The following is a 14,646-nucleotide window of genomic DNA, read 5'->3' as shown; positions in this document are numbered from 1 at the left end:
GAGACCACGCGTGCACACGGCTGGGCACGCACCGCCGGACCCGAAGCGCCCCGGCCACGCCGGAGTTCCCACGCCCCGCACCGCGCGGGAGCGGGTGAGCCGCAGACCTCGATCGAGAGCCCCGGAGTTCCGGCCTCACCAACGCCCTCGTCGGTCATGACGGCAGGCTTTCGCTGCCGTTGGCTCGCTGGACTGAGTCACAGGTCGGGCAGGGCCTCTATGGGCAGTGTCCTGGTGGCGCGGCCTTTCTGCCTCGGGTCCGTGCTGGGGGTACGCATGGACCTTTCTACGGTCACGGTCGCTGTTCGTCGACGGGATGATGAAGCTGTTGACGGCCTGGGGTGGTCAGCTGCCTCGCTTGACCTGGTGCGCTCAGCCGCTCCCTGGCGGACGTCCCGTCGGCTGCCAGCCGCTGTGTGATCCGGTCGAACAAGTCCGTCAGCGGCTCACCGACGTCCTGGCCGAACTCAGTCAGCCCATAGGTGACTTGGGGCGGCGTCGTCGGCTCGACCTTCCGCCAGAGCAGGTCGTCCTGGACCAGGGCGCGCAGTGTCTGAGCGAGCATTTTCTCGCTGATGCCCTGGATGCTGTCGCGCAGCTCGTAGAACCGAAGGTCGGTGCTCCGCAAGGCGATCAGCACCCAGATACCCCACCTGCTGGTCACGTGGTCGACCATGTCACGCGCAGGGCAGTCGGTGTGAAACACCTCATAGCGATTGCCGGCCTCGGCCTGCGTCAGCTGCGTACCTTCCCTCATGTCCGGAGCTTACCTCTAGGTATGTTCTTACGAAAAGTAAGCCCACCTCCTAGTGTCAATTACCGCAGTGCACAACGGACTAGGAGCTGAACATGATCGTGGTGACCGGGGCTACCGGGAATGTGGGCCGGCCTTTGACGCAGGCTCTGGCCGATGCGGGCGAGCAGGTGACGGCGGTGTCACGGCACGCGGCGGCAGTGCCGGACGGCGTCCGGCACGTGTCGGCCGACCTGGCCGATCCGCAGGGCCTCACCCCTGCTTTGGACGGGGCGAAGGCGCTGTTCATCCTGCTGTCCGGCGACCTGCACGCCTCCGAGGCCAGGCCGACGGACGTCATCGACCTGGCCGCTGCCGGCGGGGTCCGCCGAGTCGTCCTGCTGTCCTCGCAGGGCGTGGCGACCAGGCCGGTCGGCCCGTCGCGGATCGTGATGCGCGCGGTGGAGGACGCGTTGAGGGGGTCCGGCCTGGACTGGGCTGTCCTGCGACCCGGCGGCTTCACCTCCAACGCCCTGGCGTGGGCGGAGTCCGTCCGCACGCAAGGGACGGTCGCCGCACCCTTCGGGGATGTCGGGGTTCCGATCGTGGACCCGGCGGACATCGCCGAGGTCGCGGCGGCCTGCCTGCTGGACGACCGGTACACCGGCGGAATCTTCGAGCTGACCGGACCCGAGGTGATCACACCCCGTCAGCAGGCCGAGGTCATCGCCGCGGCGCTCGGCTCACCGGTGCGGTTCCACGAACTCACCCGCGAGGAGGCCAAGGCCGCGATGACCCAGTTCGTGCCGCCGGAGCTCGCCGACGACACCTTGGACATCATCTCCGCCCCGAACCCCGACGAACTGCGGATCAGCCCGGACGTGGAACGAGTCCTCGGTCGCGCTCCGCGTCCCTTCAGCGACTGGGTCGCCCGGAGCATCACCGCCTATCGCCGAGGAGCACAACTCGGCTGAGGCGGACCGGGCAGCCCCGTGTGACTCAGGCCGCACGGGGCTGCCCCACAGCGCCACCACCCACCACCATCCAGAACTCAGGACCCCGAGTGACCTGACAGCACTGCGGCAGTTGTTCGAGCGCCCACTTGGCGGCCGACGTCGGCACACCCGCAAGCGGTTACCCCGCACCCGTGCTGGTGGGTGCGGGGTACCTGCGCGTGCCGCCCGCCCAGTGAGCGGGGCAGCTCGTGCAGCCGTACGGCGGAGACTCAGCTGGGCTGGTCTCCCGTGTACCGGTAGATGCCGCCCGCGGCGTTGACGACCCACACGGTGCCGTCCGCAGCCGCGCCGACGTCGACCGCGGCACCGGGAATGCCAATCCAGGGGTTGGCGTCGTGGCCGGTGTAACGGTAGATCTGGTCGGAGGCGTTGACACCCCAGACGTTCGTCCGGGAGCCGACGGAGATGCGGGTCAGGCCGCCGGCGACGCTGACCCAGTCGGTGGAGCCCTGGTCGCCGGTGTAGCGGAAGATTCCGCCGCCCGAGTTGACGTGCCAGACCGTGCCGTCGGCGGCTACGCCGATGTCGACGGCCTTGCCGGGGATCCCGATCCACGGATTCGCGTCGTGGCCGGTGTAACGGTAGATCTGTCCCAGCGAGTTGACGCCCCACACGTGGGTTCTGGAGCCGACGGAGATGCGGGTCAGGCCGCCGGCGACGCTGACCCAGTCGGTGGAGCCCTGGTCGCCGGTGTAGCGGAAGATTCCGCCGCCCGAGTTGACGTGCCAGACCGTGCCGTCGGCGGCTACGCCGATGTCGACGGCCTTGCCGGGGATCCCGATCCACGGATTCGCGTCGTGGCCGGTGTATCGATAGATCTGTCCCAGCGAGTTGACGCCCCACACGTGGGTTCTGGAGCCCACGGAGATCGCTGCGAGACCACCCGAGATGTTCTTCCAGTCAGCCATGTCTGTTGTCCTTCCGCTCGGAACTGTCACCCGGCTACTTGGCGACTACCGAAGGGCATCAAACGGGACGGAAAGTCAACAGGATAGGCAAATGATCCGAAAATCGTCGTTTGACTCCGGACCATGCCCCGGGCACATGGCGTCCCGCGGCCAGCGCATCGCCGCGACGGCCGGAAGCTCCGTAACCCACACGACGTAAGACCGCGGGCTGCAAGTTGACCGATCCTCGAACTACCGGGTCGTTTCGCACACACCGCACTGCGTGAGGGTCGGGTACGTCCGAAGCACGGGCGACCACCTTCGTGGTGCAGGGGCGCGTAAGACCTCGAATTGCCTTCCTGACAGTCCGGAGTCTGGGGGGTACCGATGTTGCTGTCCGGCCGGCCACGGTGCCGGGCCGCGTTCGGCAGCCTGTCGAACGCCGGAAGGCGAAGATCGTGTCGCCCGGTGCGGCCTCACCGAGATTTCGGTGGATCGGCCGGCCGGCCCGCTGCGGCGTCGTCACAGCCTGCCATCCAGTGCCGGGACGGTTGCCTTCCGTCCCGTGTCTCGTACTCCACGCACACCGTTGATTCGTGTTGGCCGACTTCGTAGCCCTCCTCGTACTGCTGCTGGTATCTGCCCTTGCACCCGGATACGAGCAGCAACGGAACAACCAGAAGGACAATCACGTATCTCTGCGCATGCTTGGTGGAACCCAGCCGGCCGTACCGCGCGACCGCACCGGGCGCATCCGTGACGTGAAGTATCGGGAGGGCTCCATCGTCCATGCGGCTCACTCTTCCAGAACGCGCCGGGGCGAGTGGCTGAACGGCCAGGTGCCGGGTGGTCAGTCGTGGAGGGCTTGTTCGAGGGTGGGGTGGCTGTCGATGAGTTCGTCGACGCCGACGATGTGCAGGACGCGCTGGACGGCTTCCTGGGCGCCGGCGATGCGCAGCCATCCCTGTGTGTCGTTCGCCCGTTGATAGGTCGTGATGAGGATGTTGATGCCGCTTGAGTCCATGAAGGTGACATCGCCGAGGTCGACCACGATCCGCAGCGGCGTCGCGTCGTCGGGGAAGGCCAGGGCGTCGCTGAGCCGGTGGGTGACGGGGTGGTCGATCTCGCCGTGGAGGGTGACCACCCGGATGCCGTTGACGCTGTCGTGGTCGATCGACAGTCGGCCGGACGGCGCTGTGCCGTGGATCTCTGTCAAGGGTCTCTCACCTGCGTTCGCTGAGGAGTCGGGCATCGACACGATAGAGCGTCGCGAATCTGCCCAGGTGCTGTGGGGTACAACCGTTCGCCTTTGGTTGGCGTCCCAGAGAACATGCGAGGGAGGGCGCGGGGTACGCGCGCTGTGAGGATGAGGGAGCACATGGTGGAGCCTGCGGGACCAGAGGGGGAGGGCGGCGTGATGCCGGTGCCCGGCGACGGTCCGATGCAGGAGACGGTCCTCCTGGGCGGCGAAGGGCCCGTCATCGCTGAGGCACGTCACCGCGCGGCCGACTTCCTTGCCCGCGTCCAGGGCGAGCACGGTCTGTCGGTGTCCGCGCGCACGATGGACCTGACCCAGCTGGTTGTCAGCGAACTGGTCACCAACGCATACAAGTACGCCCCGGGCCCGGTCAGGATGCAACTGCGCATCGCCGGGAATCTGGTGGAAGTGGCCGTGTGGGACAGCGATCCGGTCCTGCCGGTGGCCCGGGCCGCTGATGCGGGCAGAGTCGGGCAGCACGGCCTGGAGATCGTCAAAGCCGTCGCCCAGGATTTTGAGATACAGCAGGAGCCGGTCGGCAAACGCATCACCGCCCGCATCGCCCTGCTGGACGACTCCGGCGAGGATTGCTGAGGACCACTGACAGGGCTACCAGCGCATCCCCAACTCATCGAGCGCCGCTCGCCGTGCCGGGCCGAGCTTGGCGGCCCGGCGACGGGTGTTGTCGAGGAAGGCTCCGAGTTTGATCGGCTCGCCGTTCACGAGTTCGAGGTGCTGGCGGGCCGGGCGTAGGTGCCCCTCCCGCGCGTGGAACTGGCGGGCGGCTGCGAGGTTGGCAGTCCACCGCTCGTCCTGCGATCGCCGTACCGGCCCTGGCGTCTCGCCGTCCGCGGGCGGTTCGATGCCGAGGGTCTCCAGCAGATACTGCTGCGCGGGCATCAGCCGATCCCATCCGGCGCGCTGCCCGGCGATCCAGGTTCCGAGGTCCTCGCCCTGCACGACCAGCTCGCCCGACCCGGCAGGTAGGGCGCCGTCGGCCTTCACGTGGGCGAGGGCGAGCCGGTAGCAGCGCTGCCAGCCGATCTCCCACGCCGGACACCATCCCGGATCGACCTCCGCCAGTGCCTCCTGCCGGGCCTCGGACAACTCTCCGGCGTAAGGGATACCCGTTTCCCCGGCGTCGCGCCGTGCGGAGTTCTCCGCCGCTTTTCGGGCCGCCCCGCGTTGATTCTTCATCCAGGTCCCCAGCGGAAACGACTCCCAGACGACCGACGCGGCGGGCAGGCAGTGCCCGTGCACGGCCGCGTACGAGCGGGCTACTTCGAGGCCGGCGTCCCACGCGGACGCGTGGACCGACCACACCATGCCCAGCCGTTCGAGTTCCGCGACGCGCGAGGCTTCCAGTGTTCCGGCTGTGTAGTACCGGCGCTGATCGGCCGTCCAGACCCCCAGGGGATGCGAGCCGGCGGATCCCCAGTCGTCCGGGGTGACGTAGGTGAACGGCACCCGCAGTTCGTCGGCACCGGTCTCGCGCAGCCAGCGGGTGGCGACCTCGATGCCGCGCCGCCAGTAGGCGCCCTCGGGGTCGATGACGCGCAGCTGCACGAAACGCGTGAGCGCGGCGGGGTCGCGTTCCTCGCTGAACCGCAGCACTCCTGCGGCTCGTTCGGAGATTCGCGCCGCTTCCCGGTCGACGTCGTCCTGGTCGTGGTCGTCATCGTCCAGCGGGCCGTCGTCGTCGCCGCTGCCGTCGTCGGTGGTGGGTGGGCTGTTGCGCAGCCGAGGGTCCGCGAGCGCGTCGATCGTGTCCGAGTCGTGTGCCCGCAGGGCTGTGAGGATCTTGCTCAAGGTCGTATAGGCATCCGAGGTGAGCAACTCATTCGGATCCTCACCCGGGCCGAGGAACACCGGAACGACCAGCGTGGCGAGTTTCCCCTGATCAGGCTTCAACCGCAGAGCACGCCCGACCATCTGCACAATGTCCACCATCGAGCCACGCGCATCCGAGAAAAGCACCGCGTCACACTCGGCAGTATCGACACCCTCACCGAGAACCCGAACCGATGAAAGAACACGCAACTCGGCGCGCACAGAACGGCCTTCGAATTCGGTCCCCGTGAGGAAATCGGAAGCGAATTCATCGAGCACCTGACGGCGGTGTCCGGGGGCGTGTTCGCCGTAGAGCCAGTCCGCCCACACCTGCTCCGCGGGCGGATAGGTGCCGGGGGCGTCCTCGGCAAGACGGGCCGCGACCGCCGGCACCGACACGGCCATCGCCTCGGCCTCGCTGACGCGGCTGTGGAACGACAGCACCCGACGGAACCGCTCTTCCACGGCCGCGTGCATCAGCCCCGTCTGCACGGCCGCGAGCCGCGCCCCACGCACCGCGTCCGACCCCGTGGCCTCTGTGGCCAGCGCCGCGTACAGGTCGGGATCGCGGATGTCGAGACACAGCACCTGGTACGGCGCCACGATGCCCCGACCGATCGCCTCGGACAGCGTCAGCCGATACGCCACGGGCCCGAACACCGGCGAGCCGTCCTCCATGGACGCCACCAACCGTGGCCGCTCACCCTCGGCCTCCCACACCCGCGCGGTCGCCGTCATGTACAGACGGCGCTCGGCAGGCAACTGCGCCTGGTCGTGCACGGCCGCCCACGGTTTCAAGCCGTCGCCGCTGGTCCGGTGCGCCTCGTCCACGACCATCAGGCTCCACACGCTCAAGCCCGCGACGTGCGCGCGCTGCAAGACGCCCATGCCGACAGCCGCGTACGTGGCGAACACCGTGACTGTTTCCAGCCCCGCCATCCAGGCGACCAGCTCATCCGGGTCGGTCGTGCACGGCAGCCCCTGGCTCTCCTCCGCCCGCAGCGAGCACACCCCGACCATCGCCCCGGAACGGCCCGCCCCGCGCCAGGCGGCGGCCATCTGCGTCAGCAGATCCAGCGTCGGCACCAACACCAGCACACGCCGGGCCGCAAGACGGCGCGCGGACTCCGCGCCGATCAGGGTTTTGCCGGAGCCGGTAGCCGCGATTACCTGAGTCCTCAGGCCGTCGGGAGGCATGCGGCCACCGGGAGGTGCTGACAGGTGCCGCAGGACGGCGTCGACGGCTTCGACCTGATGCGGTCGTAGTTCCATGCGCGTCACGCCTGGTCTCCTTGTTCTCTGCTCCGACGACGAGTTGTGCAGCGCTGTTGGTCATTGCTTGCGGGCGGCCGCGGGTGCGTTGGCGGAGCCGTCCTGCGTACGGACCAGTTGTACCCGTCGTGTCCCTGCTTCTGCGGGCAGGAGAAGGAAGAAGGAGGCCTCGGCCGGGCGGGTCGTGCCGGCGGCCGGGTCGGTCGGCGTCGGACTGCTGGTGCCTTCGAGGAGACGGGCTGCGAGGCTGTCTGCCCGTTGGACGGCCCGGGCGCGCAGGGCGTCGTTCATAGGCGAGTACGGGTCCGTACACGGTGTGTGGGGGGCTGAGCCCTCGGAAGGTCTCCTTTGAGGCATGTCCGTCACACGGCCGACCGGCCCCGGACGGCCAGCACCGGGAAGGCGCCCTGCATGGGGAGTTCGACCACACCGGTCACCGGTCCGTGCAGGTCCTCCAGGGTGGTGGGAAGACGCCGCCGGAAGTTCTCCTGGCAGAGCGCAAGATCCTTTGCCCTGTCCGGTCCGGGCGGCGAGGACTGCCGACTGACTGCCACGGCCTCATTATGGCGGCCGGCGCTCAGCAGCCGGAGCAGGGTGCGGATGTCTGCCGGGGGATAAGACGCCATCTCATTTGGGTGACTAGACTTGTGGCGTGTCAAAGATCGTTGAGCGGCTGGTGCCGGACGAGTTGTGGGAGCTGTTCCAACGGGTGGTGCCCGACGCACCGTCGCGGCCCCAGGGCGGTGGCCGGCGTCGGCACGGCGACCGTGAAGTGCTGGCCGCGATCGTCTTCGTGGCGACCTCGGGCTGCACGTGGCAGCAGGTGCCGACCGCGTCGTTCGGCCCGTCCGGCGCGACGGCCCATCGGCGCTTCACCGAGTGGACGAAGGCCCGGGTGTGGGCCAAACTCCACCGCCTGGTCCTCGACGAGCTCGGATCCCGTGGCGAGCTGGACTGGTCCCGGTGCGCGATCGACTCGGTCAACATGCGGGCCCTGAAAAGGGGGAACTGACAGGCCCGAATCCTGTAGACCGGGGCAAGTACGGGTCAAAGATCCACTTGATCACAGAGCGGACCGGACTGCCCCTGTCCATCGGCATCTCGGGCGCCAACACGCATGACAGCCAGGCACTGATCCCACTGGTGAAAGGCATACCGCCGATCCGCTCCCGCCGGGGACCCCGGCGACGCAGACCCCACAAACTCCACGCCGACAAGGGCTACGACTACAACCACCTGCGACGATGGTTATCCAGCCGAGGAATCCGGCACCGCATCGCCCGCAGGGGCATCGAGTCCTCGGCCCGCCTGGGCTGCCACCGCTGGACCGTGGAGCGCACGATGTCCTGGCTCGCCGGATGCCGACGCCTGCACCGTCGCTACGAACGCAAAGCCGACCACTTCCTCGCCTTCACCAGCATCGCCTGCACCTTGATTTGCTACCGCAGACTCACCAAATGAGATGACTTCTAACGAGTTGGTGCGTGATAGCGGGCGAGGCGTGTTTGGCCTGCTCATGGCTTATTTTCAGATGGTGCTGGTGCGGTCGGAGACGAGGCCGGCGATGGCGCGGTAGGTGTCGGGCAGGCGGTCACGGCGGTGGGTCCAGCGCGTCAGTTGCTTCCAGCGTTTGTGATCAGCCAGGGCGTGTTCGACGGTGATGCGATCGGATGAGTGCCAGTGACGGTCCCGTTCCCACTGCTCAACCCTGCTGGGCGGTGCTCCGGGACGCGGTTTTCTGGGCGGGGTGATGGCTTGTCCGCGGTGGTCGCGGCTCAGGCCGAGGTAGCCGTCGTCCAAGAGAACCTCGACGTCGGGAAAGTGCTGGAAGCAGTCGGCGATGCCTTCGTTGCGGGCGGCCGTGGCGTCGTGCATCCGTCCAGGTCGCAGGGCATCGGTCCATAACGTGCGACCCTGCCAGTCCGCGATGACGGTGGCTTTCATGGTGTTCTGTTTCTTCTTGCCCGACACGAATGCACGCCGGCCGCTGCGGCCGGCTGGTGGCCGGCGAACCTGGATCTCGGTGGCGTCCAGCCGCAGCTCGATTCCCTCGGCCTGGGCGTAGGCGAAAACATCTGTCAGTGTCCGCAGCCGCAGACCGGGACGGTCGGGGACCGCACACCCCCGCGCGGCCAGGAGAGGTCGTATCTCTGTGATCGCGCGGGTGATGGTGGAGCGGTCGACGCCGAACAGTAGGCCGAGCACGGCGTGCGGCAGGTCGTGGCGTAGATGAATCAGCGTGGCCACCAGTCGGTCGACGAACACCAGCTGATGGCGGGCGCCAGCGCCCTCGGCCCGCTTCCTGGCCCCGCCCCGCGCAACATGACGGCGACCGTCAAGACCAGCCTGCCACGGCGCCGCCAACTCCTCGATCAGACAGGCCAGATGATCCTGCGAGATCCCCGTGAACAGCTGATGCGCCAGCACCGCCCGATTGACCATGATCGCCACAGTCGGATCATGCCACCAGCCAGGCACGACACCTCACCCGCTATCACGCACCAACTCGTAAAGCGTCGTCGGCTGGCGGGGCCAATTGAACGGGCCGTCCGCCGTGGGGGAGGGGGCACGGTTCATGCCTTGCGAAATAGCCCCGCCGTGCGGTGCCTGGCTTCCTCGGCCGGTATCCGCGTGCCCACAGGCCGGACGGCGCGGCGCCGCCGCGCCGTCCGGCCTGTGCAGACGAGGCCCTTCAGGAACCCGACGTCATGGCGGGGGCCGAGTACGTCCCGCACGGTGTCGCGCGGGGCCCTGTGGTCGGCGACGAGCGTGGCGCCGTCGTCCATCGGTATCTTCAGGCCGCGTTCGACCTGGACCCGGCGCGAGGTCGCGGGCGGGAGCGGGGCCATGCGTGCCGCGAGGCGTCCGATCGCGGTCATGGTCAGGCCTCCGGGGTGAGCGCGATGCGGCCGTCGAGGGCGCGGCTCTCCATACGCCGGTGGGCGGTGACGGCCTGACCGAACGGCAGGACTGTGACGTCGGTGTTCGCCAGGCCGGCGGCGGTCGCCTCGACGGCCGCGGCGAGGGCGGCGGGAACCACCTGGGGATGGGTGGGCAGGAACGCGCCGGCGTTGTAGCCGCTGACGGTGACACTGCGGAACCAGAGCTGGTTGGTGTCCACTCGGTGGCCCCAGTCGTCGGACGCGTTGCCCGCGGCGATGAGACGGCCGCCCGGGACCATCACGTCGAGGCTCTGGGTGCGGAGTGTTCCGCCGACGGGGTCGATGACCACGTCGAACTTCTCGTCACCGAGCGCGCCGTGCAGGTCTGTGGAGTCCACGATCCGGTCGTAGGGAAGCTTCGTCGCCTCGGCGGCGGCGAGTTTGCCCGGCCGGACCGTGCCGACGACGCGGGACGCGCCGAGCCGCTTCGCGACGCCCGGGAAACCTGCGGACAGGCCGCCGAGAGCGCCATGCACGAGGACCCTCTCACCGTCGACCAGATGCGCGACCCGCGTCAGCGCCACGTGCGCCATGGCGGCATTCGGTATCACCGATACGGCGAGGGCGGGGTCGATACCGCGCCCCTCGATCGAGACGGTCAGCGCTGCCTGGGCGATGTAGACGGAGGCGTACCCGCCGGTGCCGGTGCCCGCGGACAGAGCGACCACCTGCTCCCCGACGGCCGGCCCGACCACGCCGTCGCCGAGCGCGCGGACCGTACCGGCGACTTCAAGTCCGGGGACGAACGGCGGCTGTGGCGTGCCGGGTTGGTCCTTGTACCGGCCCTGCCTGAAGAACACGTCGATCAGGCCGACCGCGGAGTGCGAGACGTCGATCGCGATCTCTCCGGGCCCGGGGTCGGGTCCGGGAGACCGGTGACGAGTTCGAGAGTGGCCGGGTCACCGAACTGCGTGGCCTGTACTGCCTGCATGGATCTTCCTTCTCCAGTGGATGGCTGTCGCCTGGTGGTTTAACGCACCTTGTGATGTGTTACGGCGAACGTAGCACGGCCACCCGTTTAGCGCATCACGGTGCGCGTTATAGTTCCTGTCATGAAGGAGCGAGCACGGTCCGCGCGGGACAAGGCGCAACGGTCGGAGGATCTGCTGCGTGCCGCCGAGGCACTGGCGACGGAACTAGGCGGCGTCCGGTTCATCACCGTGCAGGCAGTCACCGAGCGGGCGGGCCTGCACCGCACTGGCGTACGCCGGTACTACGCGAACCGGGAAGAGCTGTTGCTTGAGCTCGCAGAGCGCGGATGGAGTCAGTGGCGGGCCGCGGTCTCCGAGGTGGTGGCCCCGCGCGCAGGCCTCGGACCGGAGGACGTCGCCGGCGTCGTCACGGACACGATCACCACGCTGCCGGTGTTCTGCGACCTCCTCACCCACGTCACGCTGACGCTGGAGGGCGACGTCGACATGGAACGCGCACGCCGGTACAAGACCGCGTCGTTCGCCGCGTACGACGCGATCGTGGACCATCTCGACCGCGTGAGCTCGATGACCCCGGACCAGCTGCGCGGACTCCTCGCGGCCACCCTCGCGCTGGCATCGGCCGGTTGGCAGGTGTCACACCCGACGCCCACCCTCGCCGCGCTCTACAAGCAAGTGCCCGAGTGGGGGCACGTCGCGTTCGACTTCGCCCCCCGGCTGAAGCTGCTCCTGACCGCACTCGCGGTCGGTCTGCATGTCGTCGTCCCAGGCGCCGGCCCCACTCCGGAGGTGAACTGAGGTCAGCGCGCTTCTTCGGGTCCTGGCCGGGCAGCGCAGACCTGTTCTCGGCGTCCTTGACGGGCTCGACGCGGAGGCTCTGCGACGGCCGGTGCTGCCATCCGGATGGCACTGCCTCGGGCTGGTCCAGCACCTTGCCCTGGACGTTGAGCGTTTCTGGTTCCGTGCTGTCGTCGCCGGGGACGAGGAGATCATCCGCGGCCTGACGAGCGGCGACGAAGCTTGGAACGTGGCTCCGAAAACGTTGGCCGTCGACGTGCTGGACGGATACCGGCAGGAGGCAGCGCTCTCCGACGCCGTCATCACCAGTACTCCTGCCGACGGCGTCCTGGGTCGGTGGCCTCACGACCTGTTCGGCGAACCGCATCTGCACACCCTGCGGGACGTCCTGTCGCACGTCATCACTGAGACCGCATGCCACGCCGGGCATCTCGATGCGGCACGAGAACTCATCGATGACCGGCGCTGGTTGGTCCTGACCTAGGGTGTGTTGCTTGAAGCCTTGCTGCACACGTGAGTGCCCGCAAGACTGCGGCGAGGCCTGAGTCCGCCCGGCAGAGCCGGGAGACGCCGATCAAGTCCGGCCCTTGGCGGACGGCCCGTGGCCTTCACGCCCGGGGACAACGGCCCGAGCACGACCCACGTCTCATCCGAGATCACGTCACGCGACACAAGTACAAGGCCGCGCCGACGAATTCGACGACCCTCCAGCAACACGCTCCATGGCTGACCGGGACTCGTTGCCCGCGCACACCACGAAGCGTCCACTGGTCAGAAGGGATCGGTGAACGAGACCGGCTTGCCGGTGGCGTGCGCGTATGCGATCTCCCTGCTCGTGGACTCGCCGATGTACCCGCCTGGGTTGACGACCAGAATCCGGTCGGCCAGGTCGATCTTGCGCAGGTGGAGAGCGTTCAGCGCGCTCTTCTGCTCGTCGGTGATCGACTCGTCTGCTTCGTGATCCCCGGCGCGCAGGAAGACGCCCGGCGCGACGACGATGACACCTGCGAAGGTCAGATCACGGTTCGCCGCACTCATCTCGTCCACGAACCGGGTAGAGCCGCAGATACAGACAATCTCGGGTCGGTCGGGCACGGCTCGGTCCTTCGGGTCGAGGGGAACCGTCAGTGCGCGCGCAACCATCACAGACGGGCATGCGAGCCGACAGTTTACGCAGCGAGACGGGCACCAGGCGGCTGCACCGTCGCAGGCGGGAGGCGTGGCCCGTGCGGGGAGGGGAGTGATGCTGCTCGACGCGCGGCGATCCGCGCGAGCGTGCCGTGCCTCCGCAGGTACACGAGGTCGGCCCGCGTACGCCGGTGCCCGGGCATGAGCCCCAGCGGCCGAGCGCCTCGGCTTGATGTGTTCCGGCCGCAGCGGCTCCGGTAGCAGCACGTCGCCGCGCAGGAAGATCACTGATGCGGCCACGTGGCGGCCGCCCGCCGGTACACCGAACCTTCCCGGTATGCCGAGCTCAGCCGGTGCGTGTTTTCGTTTCCTGCGAGGTCGGACGGGTACCCGTCCGACCCCGGTACGCACGCCGAGCCGTTGCGGGCGTTGTGGGCACAGTCGTGCGACGCGGTCCGGGACCGCGGGGAAGGAGCACCGTGTCGGCAGGAGACATCGGCCCAGTCCTGGTGGCCGACGCAGGCTCGTCCAGCCTGAGGCTGACCGTGTTCGGCGACGACGGGCAGGTCCTGGCCGAACACCACAGCGCCTCCGCACCCGGCGAAGACGTGTCCGAAGCTCTGCGGCAACTGCTGGCCCAAGCGCCATCGCCCGATGCCGTGGGTCACCGCATCGTCCACGGCGGAGCCGCACTGCGCAGCCACGTCCTGGTCGACGACGAGGTCCGGGCCGTCCTCGGGGACGTGGCCGACCTGGCACCGCTGCACGTCCCTCCGGCCCTCGCTGTCCTGGACACCGTCCGGAACCTGCTGCCCGACATCCCGCACGCGGCCTGCTTCGACACCGTCTTCCACGCCGGCCTGCCCGCCGCCGCCCGTGAGTACGCGGTGCCCGCCACCTGGCGCGAGGACTACGGGTTGCGCCGCTACGGCTTCCACGGGCTGTCCTACGCCTGGGCACTCGGCCGGACGGCCGAGCTGCTCGGTCGGCGCCCCCAGCAGCTCCACCTGGTGATCGCCCACCTCGGTGGCGGCTGCTCCGCCAGTGCGGTGCGCAACGGGACCAGCGTCGACACCACCATGGGCTTCACGCCGCTGGAGGGGTTGGTGATGTGCCGCCGCAGCGGAAGTGTGGACCCCGGCGCCCTGACCTGGCTGCAGACGCGGCACCGTCTGTCCGCTGACGAAATCGAGGACGTGCTGAATCACCGTTCCGGTCTGCTCGGCCTTTCCGGCACCTTTGACGACACCCGCGACCTCGTCCGCAGCCGGGCAGCGGGCGACGAGCGCGCCGCTCTCGCCCTGGACGTCTTCACTCATCACTGTCGCCGTGGCATCGCCGCGATGGCCGCGTCCCTCGACCGGCTCGACGCCCTGGTCTTCACCGGGGAGATCGGCGAGGACCAGCCCGAGGTCCGCGAAGAGGTGTGTACCCGGCTCACCACCCTCGGCCTGACCGGCGGCCTGCGCACGCCCGACGACGTGAGCCGTCCCGCGATCGTCAGCGGACCGGGGGCGGACATCCCGGTCGTGGTCGTACCCACCGGAGAGGCCCAGCAGATCGACCACGAGACCCGAAACCTTCTCCGTGGCCCGTAAGGCGCATCCGTGCCTGACGCCGCGCGCTTCGGCGCGTTCGCGCCCGAACGGACCTTCGTCATCCAACCTCCGAACCCGCCTCCCCCTCCGCCGAGGCCATCAGCCTCCTGGCCAGCTGGACCACGTCACTGAAGCTGGCCCCGCTTTCACGGTCAGGACCACGTGGTCGAGGGTGAGGTCGCCGACGACTTGGTGATGGAAGCGTTCGGTGCCCTTGGCGTGGGCGAGGATGTTGGACATCGACTTCCACCG

The 14,646-nt window shown here is 68.8% G+C and carries 18 protein-coding genes; 6 read left to right on the top strand and 12 right to left on the bottom strand.

Going from position 1 to position 14,646, the window contains the following annotated elements:
• Positions 1–292: 292 nt before the first annotated feature.
• Complete coding sequence (locus tag OHS59_RS01440; RefSeq protein WP_328491535.1) at positions 293–757, bottom strand: winged helix-turn-helix transcriptional regulator; 465 nt, start codon at positions 755–757, stop codon at positions 293–295.
• A gap of 92 nt (positions 758–849) precedes the next feature.
• On the opposite strand from OHS59_RS01440, the gene OHS59_RS01435 reads away from it, so the two are divergent.
• The gene (locus OHS59_RS01435; protein WP_328491534.1) at positions 850–1,707 is read left to right on the top strand and encodes an SDR family oxidoreductase; all 858 of its coding nucleotides are present in this window, start codon (positions 850–852) and stop codon (positions 1,705–1,707) included.
• A 251-nt stretch (positions 1,708–1,958) separates the two neighbouring features.
• Here the strand turns inward: OHS59_RS01435 and OHS59_RS01430 are convergent, their stop codons facing one another.
• The 3 genes from OHS59_RS01430 to OHS59_RS01420 form a co-directional block, all read right to left on the bottom strand.
• Positions 1,959–2,657: a tectonin domain-containing protein gene (locus OHS59_RS01430; RefSeq protein ID WP_328491533.1), complete on the bottom strand. Its 699-nt coding sequence runs from the start codon at positions 2,655–2,657 to the stop codon at positions 1,959–1,961.
• A 455-nt stretch (positions 2,658–3,112) separates the two neighbouring features.
• Positions 3,113–3,427, bottom strand: a complete 315-nt coding sequence (locus OHS59_RS01425) for a hypothetical protein (protein WP_328491532.1) — start codon at positions 3,425–3,427, stop codon at positions 3,113–3,115.
• A 59-nt stretch (positions 3,428–3,486) separates the two neighbouring features.
• A complete protein-coding gene (locus OHS59_RS01420) occupies positions 3,487–3,852 on the bottom strand; it encodes an STAS domain-containing protein (RefSeq protein WP_328491531.1) in 366 nt (121 codons plus the stop codon).
• 162 nt (positions 3,853–4,014) lie between these two features.
• On the opposite strand from OHS59_RS01420, the gene OHS59_RS01415 reads away from it, so the two are divergent.
• Entirely contained in the window at positions 4,015–4,488 is a 474-nt protein-coding gene (locus tag OHS59_RS01415; RefSeq protein ID WP_443061365.1) for an ATP-binding protein, read from the top strand.
• 15 nt (positions 4,489–4,503) lie between these two features.
• Here OHS59_RS01415 and OHS59_RS01410 read toward each other — a convergent pair whose 3' ends face one another.
• The 3 genes from OHS59_RS01410 to OHS59_RS01400 all read right to left on the bottom strand — a co-directional run bounded on the left by OHS59_RS01410 (position 4,504) and on the right by OHS59_RS01400 (position 7,550).
• Positions 4,504–6,996 (bottom strand): DEAD/DEAH box helicase, encoded by a 2,493-nt coding sequence (locus tag OHS59_RS01410; RefSeq protein ID WP_328499003.1) that lies wholly within the window; start codon positions 6,994–6,996, stop codon positions 4,504–4,506.
• Between the two features lie 60 nt (positions 6,997–7,056).
• Entirely contained in the window at positions 7,057–7,287 is a 231-nt protein-coding gene (locus OHS59_RS01405) for a hypothetical protein (protein ID WP_328491530.1), read from the bottom strand.
• A gap of 71 nt (positions 7,288–7,358) precedes the next feature.
• Positions 7,359–7,550, bottom strand: coding sequence for a hypothetical protein (locus OHS59_RS01400; RefSeq protein WP_328491529.1), 192 nt, complete (start codon positions 7,548–7,550; stop codon positions 7,359–7,361).
• A 107-nt stretch (positions 7,551–7,657) separates the two neighbouring features.
• Here OHS59_RS01400 and OHS59_RS01395 point away from each other — a divergent pair.
• Positions 7,658–8,457 (top strand): IS5 family transposase gene (locus OHS59_RS01395; RefSeq protein ID WP_328499002.1). Its coding sequence is split into 2 segments (ribosomal slippage): positions 7,658–7,993 and positions 7,996–8,457, totalling 798 coding nucleotides; the frame shifts between segments, so codons are not numbered across the junction.
• Between the two features lie 66 nt (positions 8,458–8,523).
• On the opposite strand, the gene OHS59_RS01390 is transcribed toward OHS59_RS01395, so the two are convergent.
• The 3 genes from OHS59_RS01390 to OHS59_RS01380 all read right to left on the bottom strand — a co-directional run bounded on the left by OHS59_RS01390 (position 8,524) and on the right by OHS59_RS01380 (position 10,780).
• Complete coding sequence (locus OHS59_RS01390; protein ID WP_328499001.1) at positions 8,524–9,438, bottom strand: transposase family protein; 915 nt, start codon at positions 9,436–9,438, stop codon at positions 8,524–8,526.
• A gap of 131 nt (positions 9,439–9,569) precedes the next feature.
• A complete protein-coding gene (locus OHS59_RS01385) occupies positions 9,570–9,875 on the bottom strand; it encodes a hypothetical protein (RefSeq protein WP_328491528.1) in 306 nt (101 codons plus the stop codon).
• Between the two features lie 2 nt (positions 9,876–9,877).
• Positions 9,878–10,780 (bottom strand): quinone oxidoreductase family protein, encoded by a 903-nt coding sequence (locus OHS59_RS01380; RefSeq protein ID WP_328499000.1) that lies wholly within the window; start codon positions 10,778–10,780, stop codon positions 9,878–9,880.
• Between the two features lie 210 nt (positions 10,781–10,990).
• Between OHS59_RS01380 and OHS59_RS01375 the strand changes: the two genes are divergently transcribed.
• Together OHS59_RS01375 and OHS59_RS01370 are read left to right on the top strand one after the other, a co-directional pair.
• Positions 10,991–11,668 carry a TetR family transcriptional regulator gene (locus OHS59_RS01375; RefSeq protein WP_328491527.1) on the top strand — a complete coding sequence of 226 codons (678 nt, stop codon included), beginning with the start codon at positions 10,991–10,993 and terminating at the stop codon, positions 11,666–11,668.
• A 22-nt stretch (positions 11,669–11,690) separates the two neighbouring features.
• Entirely contained in the window at positions 11,691–12,152 is a 462-nt protein-coding gene (locus OHS59_RS01370; protein WP_328498999.1) for a mycothiol transferase, read from the top strand.
• A gap of 287 nt (positions 12,153–12,439) precedes the next feature.
• Here the strand turns inward: OHS59_RS01370 and OHS59_RS01365 are convergent, their stop codons facing one another.
• Positions 12,440–12,763: a hypothetical protein gene (locus tag OHS59_RS01365; RefSeq protein WP_328491526.1), complete on the bottom strand. Its 324-nt coding sequence runs from the start codon at positions 12,761–12,763 to the stop codon at positions 12,440–12,442.
• A 512-nt stretch (positions 12,764–13,275) separates the two neighbouring features.
• Between OHS59_RS01365 and OHS59_RS01360 the strand changes: the two genes are divergently transcribed.
• Entirely contained in the window at positions 13,276–14,394 is a 1,119-nt protein-coding gene (locus OHS59_RS01360; RefSeq protein WP_328491525.1) for an acetate/propionate family kinase, read from the top strand.
• 99 nt (positions 14,395–14,493) lie between these two features.
• On the opposite strand, the gene OHS59_RS01355 is transcribed toward OHS59_RS01360, so the two are convergent.
• Entirely contained in the window at positions 14,494–14,634 is a 141-nt protein-coding gene (locus tag OHS59_RS01355) for a hypothetical protein (RefSeq protein WP_328491524.1), read from the bottom strand.
• Between the last annotated feature and the right edge of the window lie 12 nt (positions 14,635–14,646).

It is taken from the genome of Streptomyces sp. NBC_00414 (assembly GCF_036038375.1).
Lineage (GTDB): Bacteria > Actinomycetota > Actinomycetes > Streptomycetales > Streptomycetaceae > Streptomyces.
Note: the sequence above shows the minus strand (reverse complement) of the source record. Positions and strands in the feature narration are given on the sequence as shown.